General features: G+C 47.0%; 18 protein-coding genes and 1 pseudogene. 1 reads left to right on the forward strand and 18 read right to left on the reverse strand.

The genetic code is table 11. From position 1 onward, the window contains the following. Positions 1 to 396: 396 nt before the first annotated feature. Genes C5684_RS06880 through C5684_RS06895 form a run of 4 tightly spaced genes read right to left on the reverse strand, consistent with a single transcriptional unit; the run spans position 397 to position 4504 of the window. Positions 397 to 1392: an alginate lyase family protein gene (locus tag C5684_RS06880; RefSeq protein ID WP_104639840.1), complete on the reverse strand. Its 996-nt coding sequence runs from the start codon at positions 1390 to 1392 to the stop codon at positions 397 to 399. A 57-nt stretch (positions 1393 to 1449) separates the two neighbouring features. Beyond that, positions 1450 to 3174: an OmpP1/FadL family transporter gene (locus C5684_RS06885; RefSeq protein ID WP_407645775.1), complete on the reverse strand. Its 1725-nt coding sequence runs from the start codon at positions 3172 to 3174 to the stop codon at positions 1450 to 1452. 9 nt (positions 3175 to 3183) lie between these two features. After that, positions 3184 to 3801 carry an HP0838 family lipoprotein gene (locus C5684_RS06890; protein WP_199764515.1) on the reverse strand — a complete coding sequence of 206 codons (618 nt, stop codon included), beginning with the start codon at positions 3799 to 3801 and terminating at the stop codon, positions 3184 to 3186. Positions 3802 to 3817: 16 nt separating this feature from the next. Beyond that, the gene (locus C5684_RS06895) at positions 3818 to 4504 is read right to left on the reverse strand and encodes an LPP20 family lipoprotein (RefSeq protein WP_006017368.1); all 687 of its coding nucleotides are present in this window, start codon (positions 4502 to 4504) and stop codon (positions 3818 to 3820) included. Between the two features lie 178 nt (positions 4505 to 4682). Between C5684_RS06895 and ung the strand changes: the two genes are divergently transcribed. Next, the gene (gene ung, locus C5684_RS06900) at positions 4683 to 5429 is read left to right on the forward strand and encodes a uracil-DNA glycosylase (protein WP_104639842.1); all 747 of its coding nucleotides are present in this window, start codon (positions 4683 to 4685) and stop codon (positions 5427 to 5429) included. Here the strand turns inward: ung and lpoB are convergent. The 14 genes and pseudogenes from lpoB to C5684_RS06965 form a co-directional block, all read right to left on the reverse strand. After that, on the reverse strand, positions 5415 to 6059 hold the full coding sequence (gene lpoB / locus C5684_RS06905) for a penicillin-binding protein activator LpoB (RefSeq protein ID WP_006017371.1): 645 nt from the start codon (positions 6057 to 6059) through the stop codon (positions 5415 to 5417). The two genes, ung and lpoB, sit on opposite strands and share 15 nt — an antisense overlap. Next, the gene (locus C5684_RS06910) at positions 6028 to 6564 is read right to left on the reverse strand and encodes a hypothetical protein (protein WP_233707469.1); all 537 of its coding nucleotides are present in this window, start codon (positions 6562 to 6564) and stop codon (positions 6028 to 6030) included. The genes lpoB and C5684_RS06910 overlap by 32 nt, the downstream gene beginning before the upstream one ends. Before the next feature lie 36 nt (positions 6565 to 6600). Further along, the gene (locus tag C5684_RS06915) at positions 6601 to 7122 is read right to left on the reverse strand and encodes an LPP20 family lipoprotein (protein WP_006017373.1); all 522 of its coding nucleotides are present in this window, start codon (positions 7120 to 7122) and stop codon (positions 6601 to 6603) included. A gap of 40 nt (positions 7123 to 7162) precedes the next feature. Then, the gene (gene rpsR, locus C5684_RS06920; protein WP_013889625.1) at positions 7163 to 7420 is read right to left on the reverse strand and encodes a 30S ribosomal protein S18; all 258 of its coding nucleotides are present in this window, start codon (positions 7418 to 7420) and stop codon (positions 7163 to 7165) included. Between the two features lie 25 nt (positions 7421 to 7445). Beyond that, positions 7446 to 7898: a single-stranded DNA-binding protein gene (ssb, locus tag C5684_RS06925; protein WP_104639843.1), complete on the reverse strand. Its 453-nt coding sequence runs from the start codon at positions 7896 to 7898 to the stop codon at positions 7446 to 7448. Beyond that, complete coding sequence (rpsF, locus tag C5684_RS06930) at positions 7891 to 8304, reverse strand: 30S ribosomal protein S6 (RefSeq protein WP_104639844.1); 414 nt, start codon at positions 8302 to 8304, stop codon at positions 7891 to 7893. Before rpsF ends, ssb begins: the two co-directional genes overlap by 8 nt. Before the next feature lie 60 nt (positions 8305 to 8364). Next, on the reverse strand, positions 8365 to 9321 hold the full coding sequence (gene holA, locus C5684_RS06935; protein WP_199764514.1) for a DNA polymerase III subunit delta: 957 nt from the start codon (positions 9319 to 9321) through the stop codon (positions 8365 to 8367). Positions 9322 to 9359: 38 nt separating this feature from the next. Beyond that, a complete protein-coding gene (gene mua, locus C5684_RS06940) occupies positions 9360 to 9938 on the reverse strand; it encodes a nickel-binding protein Mua (protein ID WP_233708697.1) in 579 nt (192 codons plus the stop codon). Continuing rightward, positions 9935 to 10282 carry a hydrogenase/urease nickel incorporation protein HypA gene (hypA, locus tag C5684_RS06945; protein ID WP_104639846.1) on the reverse strand — a complete coding sequence of 116 codons (348 nt, stop codon included), beginning with the start codon at positions 10280 to 10282 and terminating at the stop codon, positions 9935 to 9937. Before hypA ends, mua begins: the two co-directional genes overlap by 4 nt. A gap of 8 nt (positions 10283 to 10290) precedes the next feature. Then, a complete protein-coding gene (gene flgE / locus C5684_RS06950) occupies positions 10291 to 12447 on the reverse strand; it encodes a flagellar hook protein FlgE (protein ID WP_104639847.1) in 2157 nt (718 codons plus the stop codon). A gap of 25 nt (positions 12448 to 12472) precedes the next feature. Beyond that, on the reverse strand, positions 12473 to 12820 hold the full coding sequence (locus C5684_RS06955) for a hypothetical protein (RefSeq protein ID WP_013889633.1): 348 nt from the start codon (positions 12818 to 12820) through the stop codon (positions 12473 to 12475). Between the two features lie 9 nt (positions 12821 to 12829). Beyond that, positions 12830 to 12961, reverse strand: a complete 132-nt coding sequence (locus C5684_RS09695; RefSeq protein ID WP_013889634.1) for a hypothetical protein — start codon at positions 12959 to 12961, stop codon at positions 12830 to 12832. Beyond that, complete coding sequence (locus C5684_RS06960; RefSeq protein ID WP_104639848.1) at positions 12945 to 13589, reverse strand: cell wall protein; 645 nt, start codon at positions 13587 to 13589, stop codon at positions 12945 to 12947. The genes C5684_RS09695 and C5684_RS06960 overlap by 17 nt, the downstream gene beginning before the upstream one ends. 650 nt (positions 13590 to 14239) lie before the next feature. After that, positions 14240 to 14500 (reverse strand): annotated as a pseudogene (locus tag C5684_RS06965) (portal protein); the annotation flags it as partial.

Genomic DNA, 14500 nt, shown 5'->3' on the forward strand with positions numbered 1-14500 from the left:
ATGTTTGGGGGAGGCGCCCTGAAATGTTCACAGGGGGTAGAGGCTGGGTAAAAGGCGTGGAGGTTTGTGTTGTGTTACTGTTTTGTAAGTATGAAGGGGTTTAATACAACCCTGGTTTCATAGTTTTAGGAAGCATGTTTGTGTAACATAAAAGAGGATAAAGGAAAACTGCAGGAGAAAACCCCCAATTAGAGGTGGCAAGTTTTTTGCCCATTTTTGGTTTGGAAAAATTAGGACTTTAATCCCCCCCCCCCCCCCCCCCTATTTGGGTCGTCAAGCTGTGTCCTTGTCATTTTAACCTCCATTCTTGGGTTCCTACAGTAAAATCACAAATGCGAAAATTCTAGTATAAATTTATTAACTTAGTTAAACAATGCGGGGGGTGCAAGACTCTGCCTACTTAATCGCTTTTAAAGCATCATTGAATTGCAACCTAAAACGATCGCCTTTAAAATCACCTTGTTTAATGGCTTGTTGCCCCGCTACACTCTTAAAGTATTTATTTAAGAGCAGAAAATAAGCGTCATGATGGACACCCATTAAGTTGGGTTGGTAGTAAGGAAAGCTTGTAGGGTTGAGCACCCATTCTGCGGTTTTGTTATAGGCTTTAAAAAGTTTTTGGGCTGCACGGCTGTGCCATAGATCAAAGCCATTTTCTGCAAGCAGTTGTCCCGCCACACTAATGGGTGTGAGCGCAAAATGTGTGTAGGCAATGCCTTTAATGCCCTTAGTGGGCCCGCCATTATAGTTAGCGGTGTTGGAGCGCACAATCTCTTTTGCCATCACGCCATTTGCATCAATGGCGTTTAAAATCCATTTCTGCCATTTATCCGCCATTTTTGAAAGCAGATTGTCATCGTGGGTAACAAGCGCACTGCTCACACCCAAAAGGATAGCCCAAGCCCCGATATTATTAGTTTTGCCATAGCGCGCATACGCTAACATGTCGCTAGAAAAGCGTTCAAATGCGTGGCTGGGAAACTTTGAGCGGATAAAGAGATAAGCCATGTTCATATAGGGCATGTAAAAATTAATCAGATTTTCAGCCTCCTTTGAGCCCACCACTTCAAGACCTTGTGTCCACTTTTCTAAAATCTCTTGAGCCCTTTTGGCGTATTCTTGTTTCCCACTCACCAAAAAACCTAAAGCCAAATCGTAGGACAAAGTGGCGGATCTCTTAAATGCGGCACTACATGGATCGGCTTTTCTTTCACCTGTGGGGGTGTAGTGTGGTAGCGTATTGAGTTGCGCACAAACTTGGATCTCTTTCTTAAGCTTGCGGTGCAAATGGATCGCGTGCTCCAAATTATCAGAGTGGAAATCCCTAAAAAAATATGGTGCTGTCTGCAGAGTGCTTAAAAAGCATAGCCCCAAGAGGATCATTTTTTTCATTGTGCTCCTTAGATACCTAAATCACAATTGGGGGTTGCACGCAATGAGCCAATAAGGCTACCACCGGTAACCCAAAGAGGCTGAGAAAATCCGCAATTGACCTATATCGTTTGATTGGTAGTAACTATTGCGGTTGCTCTTAAAAGTAAAGGTCCCGCCCCAGCCAATATCAAAGCCCCTAAAGTTGTATTTTGCCCCAAAGGCGATGGTGTAGCCATCAGAATCGGGAATACCAACCGCATCTTGAGGGCTGGGGGCTTGATCGTAGGCTAGAGCACCCATTAAACGCAAAGAGCGACCCATGTAGGTCGTCCCGATGCGGAAGGTGTTAGTATCCCGCCACCCATTCCCCATATTCATCACCCCGCTAAAATCGGCTAGCCCCACCATCTTTTTTAAAGTCGCTGAACTCAAAAATTGCACCGTGCCCCCAATGCCTTGATAGCTTGCATTGGCAAAGTCTGGGGTTACTAAGAATTTATTACCCTGAGACCAAAAAGTGCGCTCATACACGCCTTCCACACGCAAGCGGTTTTTAAAAAACTCGTGTGCGTAGGCGATGTTGAGCACTTCTGGTAAAGACACATTGATATTCAAATGCCCCTTAGTGAGCACATTCCCCAAACTAGGTCCTAGTTGGGTTAAAGCGGTGAGATTGCCCCGCATGTTAAAGGTAACGCTACTGGTATAGACCACAGAGAACATGCCATTATTAAACACGCGCATGCTCGCAGCCAATTTATACCCCCCGCCCCAAGAGCTCCCATTACTTTGTTGCACGACCTTAGAAGTCCCATAGAGATCAGATATCGCCTCTTGCAAGCCACTATTTTTCATCACATTTTTAAGTTGATTATAGAAAACCTGGCATGGTGACGAGTTCTGATCCATGTTGGTTGTGCAATTAGCCGCAGCTTTATCGCCAATGCTCGCAAGTTGTTCGCGCATGCTTGAGGGCACTTGTTGGCTAAAGACATTATTAGGCAGACCTAAGATTTGATCCCCAGTGAGCACAGAAGCCCCGTGTAAAGGCACATATACGGTGTTATCAAAACTCCCGGTCGCATAGAGCCCCCGCCCGGAAACCCCAATGGAAAAGCGATTACCCAGCGTATAACTCACACTGGGAGCTAATTCCACCATCATGATAAAAACATTTTGCAAGAACTCCCCGCCCAAGCCATGCCATTTCATGCCTAGTCCTGAGGGGGCAGTAAAGCTCCCCCCAAAGGTAAAACCATTATGCGTGCGGGTTTTATAAAAGAATTTAGGCAAGATAAAATTGGTCGTGCCCGTCCAGCCGCTCACCACTTGTGCGTCTGGCACAGAAGCCACGGTGGTAACTTTTTGATTGGTGAGATTTTGCAGATTTTGAACCAAATTCATCACCGTCTTTAATCCACCAGTAATGAGAGTTTTACCTATCTCTGAAGCCAAACTCCCTAAGCCCAGCGCATTGACAATGGCAAGCATATTTTCTTTGGATTTGTCAATTTTAAGGCTTGTAACCGAGTAAAGCCCTTGGTTGGTGCTAGGCACTATGAACTTAAAGGCGGGGATGTTGATCACCGTGCTAGTAACTTCAAATTCGCTTTGATTCTCCCCCCAGTCATTGCTAAAGCCCATGTTGGCGGGGTTATAATAGCTAGCATCTGCCCCGCGCGCCCCGGCAATGTAGGCTGAACCTAGAGCCGTGCCATTCAAACTCTGCTCGGAAATTTTAAACCCATTGGCTCTAAGACAACCGGATACCAAAGCCAGTAAAATAAGATAGACTCTCAAAATACGCCCCTAAGGGTGGTAACGCTGGAGGGAGATGGCAATGCCGGTTGTCATATTTTGGAACAAAGTCCTATCCGCATTACGCTCATAATAAATCAATTCCCCATTTTCCACGAAGCGTTGAATCAAATCCCCATTGGGCTCCAAACGCTTACCCATCCCCATGAAAATATCGCGTCCTAGCACAATATCATCAAAGAGATCGCCATAACTGACCTTCCCAAACATATCCCTTGCCACGCTCCACTTAGCCGAACAAGTGCCCGAAAAACAGATATAGTTTTTCTTGATTAAAATATCGCCAAAGCGTTGCCCCAACTTGTAAAGCACCATCTCAATCTCGCCCTCTTTTGTCTTTTCGATGGAGCCATAGTCATAGTAGCGTAACATGGGTGTGTAAATATAAATCAGGCGGAATTTGTCAATCTCTTTGTTGAGTTTGGCTTGTTCCTCTTGGGCACGCTGGGCGGCACTTTTTTTAATGAAGAGGTTTTTGTGCTTCTTGGATTTGTGGGGTTTATGGGATTTGGACTTGGCATGCGCTTGCTTAGAGTGTGGTTGCTTGTGGCAAGCACCCAAAAACAAACCCAAGAGCACAAGAGCCCACAACCCACGCCAAGACATCAGAAACTACGCGATTCCACTATCCTCTAGCACTATTAAAGACATTATACCAAATGCGCCCATCTAAACGGAGTTCCATGCTCACTTGGCACAACCCATCTTTATAAATGGTTTCTGTGATCTCAGCGTTGCGGATCAAGGCGTTCACACGGGTTTTGATCACAGAGTTTTGCAATATCATATCTTTCACCGTGTCGGTGGCATTGACGCGAATCCCATACATCTTTTCGCCCAACTGGCGGTAACCATCAACAATCGCCGCACGCTTGGCTAGGGCTAGGGCTTGGGAGGGCGAAACCGTGGATTCGGGGGCGACACCCATGCCCACCGCGCTAATCTCAATCACATTGGTGGGCGTGAGAATGGGCGTGTTGGGGATTGCCCCTACCGCACCGCTATTAGAGGCGACATTGGGCGTAACATTTTGGGCGGGATTTTCAAAGCGCGTTGTTGGCTGGGCAACTTGGGGCTGAGGGAGCGTCACTGGGGGTCTTGCAGCCATAGGGCGGTTGTTAAAAGTCGTGGGCGGGTAAATGGGGGCTTGTAACCCGGTGGCTGAGGGGGGGATAAGCTGGGTGGCTGGTCTTTTAAACCAACCACACCCAGCAATTCCCACAACCAAACCCAAGGACACTAAAGACAAAGAGAGAGGTGTGCGCCCTTTAGCTCTTGCGCTCCGTTCCAACACCAAGCCAGCTTTTTTCATCTTATAACCCTTTTGTTCATAAATCTAGCGTTCCATTCTAACACAAAAACCCTAAAAATGATGATAAAGACGATCTGATATTGAATAAAAACCCTCTGTTGTAATGGTGTGTCCCCCGCCAATCTAACTAGACTACGCTATAATTGGCATAAAGACTTAGTCTATAAAGGTGGCTGGTATGCTCTTCCATATCTTGGAGCGTCTCAAAAAGAGTGCATGGCATGGTTTGCTCATGCCCATTGCGGGCACTTTAGAGTTTAAAACGCTCAATCAAAACTACATGCAAAGTCTTAGGAGCGCACAAATAAAACGCACGCGGGTTTTTCCCTTGCCAACCGAGCTTTTCAAGGCGTTCGAATACACCCCCCTAGAGTGTTTGCACACCATTTTATTAGGTCAAGACCCCTACCCGGGCACTTTCAAGCACCAAGGTCAAGAATACCCTTTGGCTATGGGTTTGAGCTTTAGCGTGCCCAAAGCCGCCCCCATCCCTAAGAGTTTGCAAAATATTTACAAGGAATTATCTTTAAGTCTAAACATCGCCCCCAGCCCCCATGGCAATCTGCAAGCTTGGGCAACACAAGGTGTTTTACTGCTCAATGCGATTTTAAGCGTGGAAAAAAATAGACCCAAGTCTCATGAATCTTTAGGCTGGGAGAGTTTCACCAACCAAGTTTTAAGGCAACTTTCCACCTTGCAACGCCCCCTAGTTTTTATGTTCTTGGGCAAAGTGGCGCAAGAAAAAATCAAGCTTTTAAGCCCCAATCCCCAGCACTTGATTTTATCAGCTCCCCACCCAAGCCCGCTTGCCCAAAGTCGCCCCCCTTTGTTCTTAGGCAGTGGGGTTTTTTACAAGGCTCAAGAGTTTTTGCAAGCCCAAAATATCCCGATGGATTGGGCACTAGACCCCCTACCACGAGACTGACTTATTGCTCCCTAGCTTGACAATGGGGAATTCTCTACTCCACACCACCAAACCGCTTTTAATGCTCGTGATGCTCAAAATAAAAATGTAGTCAATGCGTTGTTTGCTAGAACTCACGCGGGCGTTTCTTTGACTCACCTTGCCAGATAAGGAGAGATCGGGAGCTCTGAGCGTGCCCTTTTCTTGGGTGGTCTCTTGGTTAAATTCCTCGTCATTGCGGAGTTGTCTAGCCTTACCGATCATGTGATCAGCACTGCCCCCGCTACCGGCAATGGCTTTGGTTACATAAAACTTACCTTTAACTTGATCGGTCAAAGTTTGGATCACCATTTGGGTGAGTTGCTCGGTATCAAAATGTTGCATGGTGTCATTCAAAACATCAGACACGGCAATAACCTGCTTGCCCTTGAGCTCTTGCATCTCCCCACTAGCCAACATGGACTGCACAGCTGTTTTAGCAGCATATTCAATATCTTGGTAATCCAGCCCAGCAGTGGCATATTTCTTAGAATCTTGATCCTTTTGGGAGACATAGCTCACCTCTTGCCCGCAACCAGCCAAGATGAGCGCACCCGCTATACAAGAAATCCATACTTTTTTATTCAAGCCCTTTTTTAAGTCCCATATCATCTTTTTCTTCTCCCTCATGTTTTTGCTGTTTTGGTTGGTCTTTTTGTTCGATCTTCTCGGCATTCTTAGGAGTTTCAGAAACCTCTACACCCTTGGGAGCGAGATTCCCTTGTTTGTATTGTTTATCAAGATCACCCGCAGGCTTTGGTTCTACTGGCTTTGGCTCTTGTGTGATCTTAGCCTGTTTGTTCTCCTCTAAATCCATACTGAGCAAGACATAAGCCTGCCCTTGACCCACCCACCTAGCATCCAGCTTGGTGTTGCGAATCTCCACATGGAACTTCCCACTCAAAGCGGGCTGTTGGCTCTTGAGCGAAAAATCTGCCAGCTTGTCCTTAGCCCTCGTGCTAGCAATGCTAACGGCATAATCCACATCCCCATCTAAGATGTCTCCCGCACCGCATGCCACCACCCGATCCCGATGGACTTGAGCACCATCACCACAATGCCCAACCCACTTAGGAGTGCGTGCATCCACCAAGCAAGCACAAACGACACTGCACAAAAAACCCCCCAACAACCTCAAAGGCTTCAACACAGCCTACTTTTTACCCGGTCCCATCCCCATTTCTGAGCGGATTTTATCCACGACACTACTATCCAACCCCACCAACACCCATACATGGTCTTTGCCGACCCATCTAGCAAGTGCCTTAGTCGCTACAAGCTCTTTATCGACCATCTGAGAAATGTCAATGCTACTTGTTTTGTTCAAAGACTGCCCCTCCCGCGCTTCATGAGATTGCACTTCCTTATGGAGTTGTGATTTAAGATTGCTGGCTAGATTGGCACGGGCTTTCATGGTGGCTTGCTCTGTGGCATAATCCACACCGCTAGCACCCCCTACAATGTCCTCCTCACCACGCCCTAAAAACACTCCTGAATAATTGGGGTAGTGCTTAGAAACATCATTCAAATCCCCAACCGTCCATTTGGGCGCGTCCTTGGTTTCGGCACGATATGCTTTATTTTCTTTGCTCACCCCCGATTTAGGCTCGCCACACCCAATAATCACCAAAGCACCCGCAAGGCTACCCAACAAAACCCATTTACTAATACGCATCGCTCACTCCTTGTTACAATAGATTTATTCTAGGATAATCTTAGGCGAGCCTAAAGGGATTATCCACAACTTTTTTGCGATCCACCACATAGGGGATCAACGCCATGTGTCGGGCGCGCTTAATAGCGACCTCTACTCTCTCCTGCCACTTCTTGCTATTGCCCGTCAAACGGCGGGGCATGATTTTATAACGCTCAGATAGCGAATGCTTGAGCAGATCCAAGTCTTTGTAGTCGATGAACTCGATCTTGGCCTCTGTGTATTTGCAATAACGCTTGGCATACTTTTTTCTCTCCATGTCTTCTCCTCGTTCTTATTATGACCTAAAAAGGTAAATCATCATTGACATCAATTTCGGGCACTTTTTCCGGCACGCTCTCTTTGGGGTAACTCTTTTGGGGCGTGCTAGGATAGCTCTGATTGTGAGCCCCCACTTGCCCCTCTCTCTCTTTTTTGCTATCCAACATGACCAAATTTTCAGCCACAACAACATGTTTGCTGCGTTTATTACCATGTTGATCGTTCCAGCTATCCAAACGCAAACGCCCCTCAATCAAGACCTTCGAGCCCTTGTTAAGATACTGGTGAGCCACCTCTGCTGTGCGCCCAAATAAATCCACATCAACAAAGCAAGTCTCCTCGCCCTTAGCACCATCTTGGCGTTTATAAACATGGTTGGTGGCAATCCCTGTCTTGCCTATGCTCGCCCCGCCGGGCGTGTGGCGCAAATCCACATCGCGCGTCAAATGCCCCACCAGCGTGATCTTATTAAACATCTAAAGGTTGATTCTTGGGCGATTCAGAATGACTGGGCTGTTCATGAGGGGTGTGGCTTTGAGAAGTGGACTTTTTATGCGTGCGATCCACCAAAGTTTGCCACGCCTTTTGCTCTTTTTTGCTCTCATATTTCAAAATAATAAAGCGCAACACATCCTCATTAATGCGATAGAGCCTCTCAAGCTCCAAAACCGCCTCAGGCTGGGCTTTAAAATAGATCACAAAATAATAGCCCCGTTTTTGCTTTTTGATCTCATAGGCCAAATGCCGATGCCCCATATCCAAAGTCGCCTCAATTGCGCCCCCTTGCTTGCTGATCACCTCCTGATAGAATGCAAGCTTGTTTTTGATCTCCTCTTCTACCAAGGTGGGTTTGAGGATAAACATTGTCTCGTAGTGTTTCATGGTTCTCCTTTTGGATCATGCCCTTTTGTAGCACAAAAGAGCAAGGCTTAATCCTCCATTCTAGCGGATATAATCTTGCACTTTAATTAAAAAATGCCACCCAGCATCTTTTTGCCCTTGCATGCTAGCAATGTGCCACGCACGCAAGCCCTCAAACACCCCCTGATAATCCTGCACCTGTTGGGATCGCTTGGTGAGCTGTTTGATCACCATCGGGGGCGGGTTAAACCCTAAAATCTCCTTAGCATTTAGATTGTGATGCCCCTTGAGGTAGGCAAAAATCAAAAAGAGCTGGTAAAAGTAACGCTCCAACCCCCAAACAAGCTCCATTTCCTCCACCCCTTGCAGGCGCGCAAAGCTTTCTAAGACTTTTTGGGGTTTTTCAAAAATGGCCTCTAAGAGTTCTTGGGTCTCTACACCCATGAGTCCATAAACATGTTCTTGCACCTCAGCAACCCCTATGGGCTTGCCTAGCAAAGCCAATTTTTCTAGGTCTTGGTAGATGATCCGCACATCGTTATTTTGCACCTCTAAGAGCAAGAGCAGAGCGGGCGTGTCAATGCTCAAGCCCAACGCATGCACCTTTTCTTGCAAGAGTTCTAAGAGGGCATCCAAGTTGGGCATGAAAAAGCGCACATCAATTACACGATCGCCTAACTTGGGGTGCTTGAATTGCGTGGCAAATTGCTTAAAATCTTGGGCGTAACTGCTCTTGTCTTTGGCTTGGTAAAACTCGATTATGAGAGCATTTCTAGGGTGCAAAGCTAGGGTATCTAGGAGGGCGTGAATCTCCTTAGCCCCCAATTTTTTATCCAATCTCAAGCACACAAGGTTACCGGTTGCAAACAAAGAGTCTTGGCTTAAGACCTCCAAGACCTCTTGAAAGCGGTAATCTCCAAAATCAAACTGGCTTTTTTGGGCTTGGCTGTAGGTCCTAGCAATTTTGCGGGCGTAGTGTTCAATGTAAAATGCCCACTCCCCATATAACAGAGCCGCCCTAGGGGTGGTGTGTTTCAAATAGGCTTCTAAATCTTTTTGGTAAATGGCAACCCCCCTTATTCCTCAACATACCCATTTGCGCTTAAAAAGTCTTTGGTTTTGATGTCCCTAAGTTCGACCTTGAGGGTGCTATTTTCTAAATCCAACTTAAAAAGCTTGTCTTTGAGCATGTGGTTTTCACGCAACAAGACGCGGTATTTGCGGTAAAGTTGCTCGCCAAAGAATCGTTTAGCCGGGCGGGCTTTAGCCACAGAGCGATCCTTAAGATAAATCTCTACCAAGCTCACTGGTTGGGGCAAGGGCTCATGGCTATCCTCTTGCAAAAATTCCTTGTCTTTTTCCAAGACCAAGAGATCACGCTTGACTCTGTGGGATAATAACTCCTCCTTGAGTTGCTGCATTTCTTGTTCTTTGTCCTTTTGGCGTTTTTGTAAATCCTTTAAACTCTCCTTAGTCTCCATCACCTCCGCACGCAATTTTTTTAAGACCGCCCGCGCCTGCTCGATCTCTTGCTCGTAAGAGCGCAACTCCTCTTGGAATTTTTGGCGTTCCTCCTCAAAAAGTTGCACGACCTCCCATTTTTCCTTCATCATGGGTGCTTTTTTAATAAATTCTTGAAAGATAGAGTCACTCACACCATCTCCAAAGACAAGAGTTTCATCTCCGTCCCCTTAGTGATCTCCAAGCTATGCCCCCCACAGCCTGCACACACCCCATAATCCAAACTTTGGGGCACAAAGACATGCCCGCATTCCTTGCAACTAAGCTCGATCTTTTCCTCCACGATCTCTAAAATCGCCTCTTGGCACAAGGGCAACTCTTCTTTAAAGCTCTCAAAGGCACTCATGAAAAGTTGCTTGTCCATCGCACATCTCTCCCCAATGCTCACCACCACCTTTTCTATCTTAGTGGCGTGGTGTTTTTGGGCATGCGTGGCACACAAGTCCATTAAAGAGGAGACCACCGCGTATTCGTGCATGCACGCCCCTATTGTTTGAGGTTCAACAAGGTGTTTAAAATTTGATCGGAGGTGGTAACCGCCTTTGAGTTGGCTTGAAACCCTCTTTGCACCACGATCAAGTTAGTTAAGCTCCGACTCAAATCCACATTGCTCGATTCTAGCTTAGAGCCTGAGACATTCCCGCGTCTGCCCGTGCCAGCCGCCCCTATTGAAGCCTGCCCGGAGTTGCCCGTTTGGCTAAATACGCTCCCCCCCACAGCTTGCAAGCCCGCATCGTTAGCAAAGCTAGCCAAAGCCACCTGCGCTAAGGCGAGGGTTTTGCCATTGCTAAAAGCCCCGAGCAACGCCCCTTCATTATTAAAGCGCACATCCATTAAATCCCCAGCTTGGTAGCCATTTTGTTCGATGGCGTAAGTTTCTGAGATTTTATCCACACTGGTGATCCCATCAAAGCCCCCGGCGGTGCCAAGGCTTAGGGTGATGCGTTGGGGCGCATCGGAACCATTTTTGGGATCAAATTGCAACACGGGCGGATTCATGCCCGCCAAGCTCCCGTTTTTATTGAAGTGCAACACGCCCTCTTCAAAGACATTGGGGCGCTCTGGTGAAGAGCCCACAATCTCAGCAGGTTCAGGCACAATCACGCGGAATTTCCATTCAGACTCCCCGCTTTTATAAAACTCTAAACGCATGGTGTGCTTAGTCCCCAAACTATCCACCAAATCAATACTGCTAGCATGCATGGCATGCGTGAGCTTAGAGGTGGAGGTTGAAACCCCGCCCTCAATTAAAGAAGCGGTGTTGAGCGCGCCCATGGTTTTGCCAAATAAGACATTCTTGGTTACCTTGTCTGAAGCGTAGTTAGTCACAAAGATACTCAAGTTTTCTTTTTTGTCATTCCCATTATCTTTGTTGGTGATCTCAAACATGCCATATTTATTGAGGGTAACGGCTACAGACGCAGTCGAATCCTTGTAATTCTTTTTCATGTTGGGGTCTTTGACAATATTAGCGTCATGTTGCATCAAGGCGCGTAGTTGATCAGTGGTTTTAAATTGCCCGGTGCTCGAATCAGCTTCAATGCCCTTCGTGTAGCGGTATCTAAAGGCGGTGATGTCTTGATCCCCTTTGGCAAAATTGGCAAAAGCCCCCGTGCCCTTGCCAGTCACCACGATATTTTTGATGTGCTCATCGCCCTCTAAGTTGTTTTTATTTTCTAAGCGTAATTGCCCGTTATCGATATAAGCCTCAACGCCGGTTTTATCCTTAACTGCGTTGATCGCATTTTGGGCGGCACTCAAGGAAGAGGTGCGCGTAACGGCTGAATCGTTGCTAAAAGAAATCTTGGTCCCGTTGAGTTCTAAAGTGTTGTTATCTTTAGAAGCCAAAATTGCTTTTTTCATGCTCGCATTTTTATAGCTCACCCAAACGCCTTGCCCCTCATTGAGCAAGAAAGCATCCCCATCTTCATTATAAAGCGCGCCCACATCTTCAGCCACTTGGGTTAAGTTGGTCGAGGAGTCATATTGTGGCTTGACCCCATCTGAGGGGGTTTTGCTCGAAGAATCGAGCATGAAAGCATTTGCCACTTGTTCGGCATGCCGCCCGGCATTCAAATTAGCGCGCATGGCTACCCGTGTACTAGAGCGTGCGGGCATGACCATGCCCGGATCGATACGGATATTTTGTAAGGGCTTGGTGCTATCAATTTTGAGCATGTCTGTTTCACTGCCCTTAGTGCCCATGTCTTTTGGATCGCGCACCCAACCCTGCACCACATACCCCCCAGTAGTCACTAAGTTACCCTCAGCATCAAAGAGGAACTCCCCACTACGGGTGTAGTTGCGATTCACCCCCCGATCGGGACTGATCACAAAAAACCCATCGCCTTGGATGGCTAGATCGGTTTTGACATCGGTATTTTGCAAGTTGCCTTGTGAGAAAATTTTAGTGGTGGCATCCACGCCCACACCCAAGCCTACAGAAAAGTCGTTCTGCCCGGCTAGACCATTTTTATAAGGTGCGGTGGCGATCAATTTAACTTGAGAGAGCATATCCACAAAGGAAGCCCGAGAATATTTAAAACCCGTGGTATTGACATTGGCGATGTTGTTACTTTCAATGTCTAGGGCGATTTGGTGGGCTTGCATGCCATTAACGCCAGACCATAAAGAGCGGAGCATGGTGATCCTTTAATGCAAATATTGCTTAGTTAAAGCAAACTTTATTCCCTAAATTATACCAACCACTGCTAGTCTCTGTGATGCACTCCAAGACAATGGGGTCAATGTCCAAGTGCTTTAAATTCTGCTTGATGCTATCCTTGATCTCTTGCTTTTTAGCCCCTAGAAAAGTGTTGAGTTGGTGGTTTGTCAATTTATCCTTAATGACCTCCACTTGGACGCGTGCTTGTGCCCTCTTAGCCTCCCATTTCTCGTTATTTTTCCAGCGCACCAAAGTGCGGTAAGGCACTTGATAAAGCGCGCCTAGTTCCTTTAAACTGATGTCGTGGCTTTCATAGTGTGCCCGCATTTGCTCCTTTTGGGGGTGTCTCATTTAACCTCCTTATTTGGGGTGAGTGGCGACACTCAAGCTAAAAGTGCTATTGGCGCTGATACGGATATTCTCATTAGGCACAAGGCTAGTGGCAAAGCTCTTATTCTGCCCGCTTTGGGTGGGCTTAACTTGGTTTTGCACACCTCCCCATTTCCATTGTTGCTCCTAACTGCCTCTCTTTGATCTGCTCTAGCTCTAAGGGGACTAATTTGCCCTCTTTGAGGGGTGTTCCTATCGCATACTCGCGTTCTTGCCCTTGGGGCAACTGCATAATCTGCAATTGGGTGGCATTATACTCCGGCAGACTCTCCCCCTTGAAGATGTCCTTAATGGTGTTATCCTCAATCAGGGCATAAAATTTATCCGGATCACACACGCCCTTAATAACCGCTACATCTGTGTTGCTGGTTATGTCTGTGGTGTCTTGTGCGTTCTGTGGGCTAGCGGGTGTGCTGTCTGTGCTCGCCTTTTTCGCTGTATCTGTTGTGTCTGTGCTGGTTGCTGTATCTGTTGTATCTGTTGTGTCTGTTGTGTCTGCTGTGGTTGTGCTGGTTGTGCTGGTTGTGCTGGTTGTGCTGGTTGTGCTGGTTGTGCTGGTTGTGCTCGCCATTTCTGTGTTGTTTGGGCTCTGTGTTAGATCTGTCTGTGCTGGGCTGGCACTCTCTGCTGGTTCAACCCCGCTTAAGTCCTCTGGGACCTCTCCGCCTTGTTTAATCAAATCATCCTCATAGGCTTCTAATTGGGCTAATTCTTGGGGTGTCAAATCCATACTCTCTCCTTGCAAATAACGCCCATTCCAGCTTGCAAGCAATAGGGGGTCAAGGGTTAAACCCGAAGGGTTTAATGGAGCGTAACGGAACGCGTAGCGTTTAATGATATAAAGGGCGAAAGCCCCACCTAGAGTAGCGTAAGCTTTAATGAGCAAACGCAAGGCGTTTGTAAAATGCGTCAGCATTGTGCTTGAGCTCTAATGGCGTGGGTTTAAGTTTATAGAGGGTAAAATAGAAACGCCCCCTAGCGGGGGCTATCCCTATCTTAAGGAGTTGTGCCATGAAAAAGCATGGCAAAACTTCTACACGGGTATTTTACCTCAAGGTGCGTTTCTTTGGGCTTAAATGCACGATTAAACGCAAAAAACCAAGTGGTTGACATACTCTCCCATAACTAAAGTTAGGGGATTCTAACTTTAGTGGAGATCGCGGCTTCAAGCAGGATAGCTCCGTTTGGAGTCTTACATTCCCTATTCCAAAGGTTGATGCCCCAACCCCAAGGGTATTACCCCTTGATTGCAACACAAATATTAGCACAGCCATGCTGGTGCTAGCCTTATATCCCCATAGCTAAAGCTAGGGGCTTTACGGCGCGGTTGGTAAGATAGTGTAGGGTTTCCCCCCTTTTGGGGGGTTCTCCTTTAGGGTGTCAATACTCCAAATGGTGCGCGCTGGGGTATTTTTGCCACTCTGAGCCTTTGGGCTTTTTAGGTGGGTTGTTCTCTTGTGTGGGGTCTGCTTGCCCCTCTATGGCTTGCACTTGGCTAATCTCCTCGCTGGTGGTGTGGGCTTGCACTAATGCGCCTTGTTGGCTGTATTTTTGGGCTTTAGCCTGCAATTCCAAGATTTGAGCCTGTATCTTTTGCAATTCTAAAGCCTGTAATTGCTGGTTATAGGGGGCTTGTGCTTG

The sequence above is a fragment of the Helicobacter bizzozeronii genome (genome assembly GCF_900196775.1).
Classification (GTDB): domain Bacteria; phylum Campylobacterota; class Campylobacteria; order Campylobacterales; family Helicobacteraceae; genus Helicobacter; species Helicobacter bizzozeronii.

Coding starts and splice junctions, on each gene's coding strand:
- ssb (WP_104639843.1), bottom strand. CDS start 7,898: ATGTTTAATAAGATCACGCTGGTGGGGCATTTGACGCGCGATGTGGAT.
- C5684_RS06955 (WP_013889633.1), bottom strand. CDS start 12,820: ATGAGACACCCCCAAAAGGAGCAAATGCGGGCACACTATGAAAGCCAC.
- C5684_RS06915 (WP_006017373.1), bottom strand. CDS start 7,122: ATGCGTATTAGTAAATGGGTTTTGTTGGGTAGCCTTGCGGGTGCTTTG.
- C5684_RS06960 (WP_104639848.1), bottom strand. CDS start 13,589: ATGGATTTGACACCCCAAGAATTAGCCCAATTAGAAGCCTATGAGGAT.
- C5684_RS06895 (WP_006017368.1), bottom strand. CDS start 4,504: ATGAAAAAAGCTGGCTTGGTGTTGGAACGGAGCGCAAGAGCTAAAGGG.
- rpsF (WP_104639844.1), bottom strand. CDS start 8,304: ATGAAACACTACGAGACAATGTTTATCCTCAAACCCACCTTGGTAGAA.
- flgE (WP_104639847.1), bottom strand. CDS start 12,447: ATGCTCCGCTCTTTATGGTCTGGCGTTAATGGCATGCAAGCCCACCAA.
- lpoB (WP_006017371.1), bottom strand. CDS start 6,059: ATGATATGGGACTTAAAAAAGGGCTTGAATAAAAAAGTATGGATTTCT.
- hypA (WP_104639846.1), bottom strand. CDS start 10,282: ATGCACGAATACGCGGTGGTCTCCTCTTTAATGGACTTGTGTGCCACG.
- C5684_RS06880 (WP_104639840.1), bottom strand. CDS start 1,392: ATGAAAAAAATGATCCTCTTGGGGCTATGCTTTTTAAGCACTCTGCAG.
- ung (WP_104639842.1), top strand. CDS start 4,683: ATGCTCTTCCATATCTTGGAGCGTCTCAAAAAGAGTGCATGGCATGGT.
- rpsR (WP_013889625.1), bottom strand. CDS start 7,420: ATGGAGAGAAAAAAGTATGCCAAGCGTTATTGCAAATACACAGAGGCC.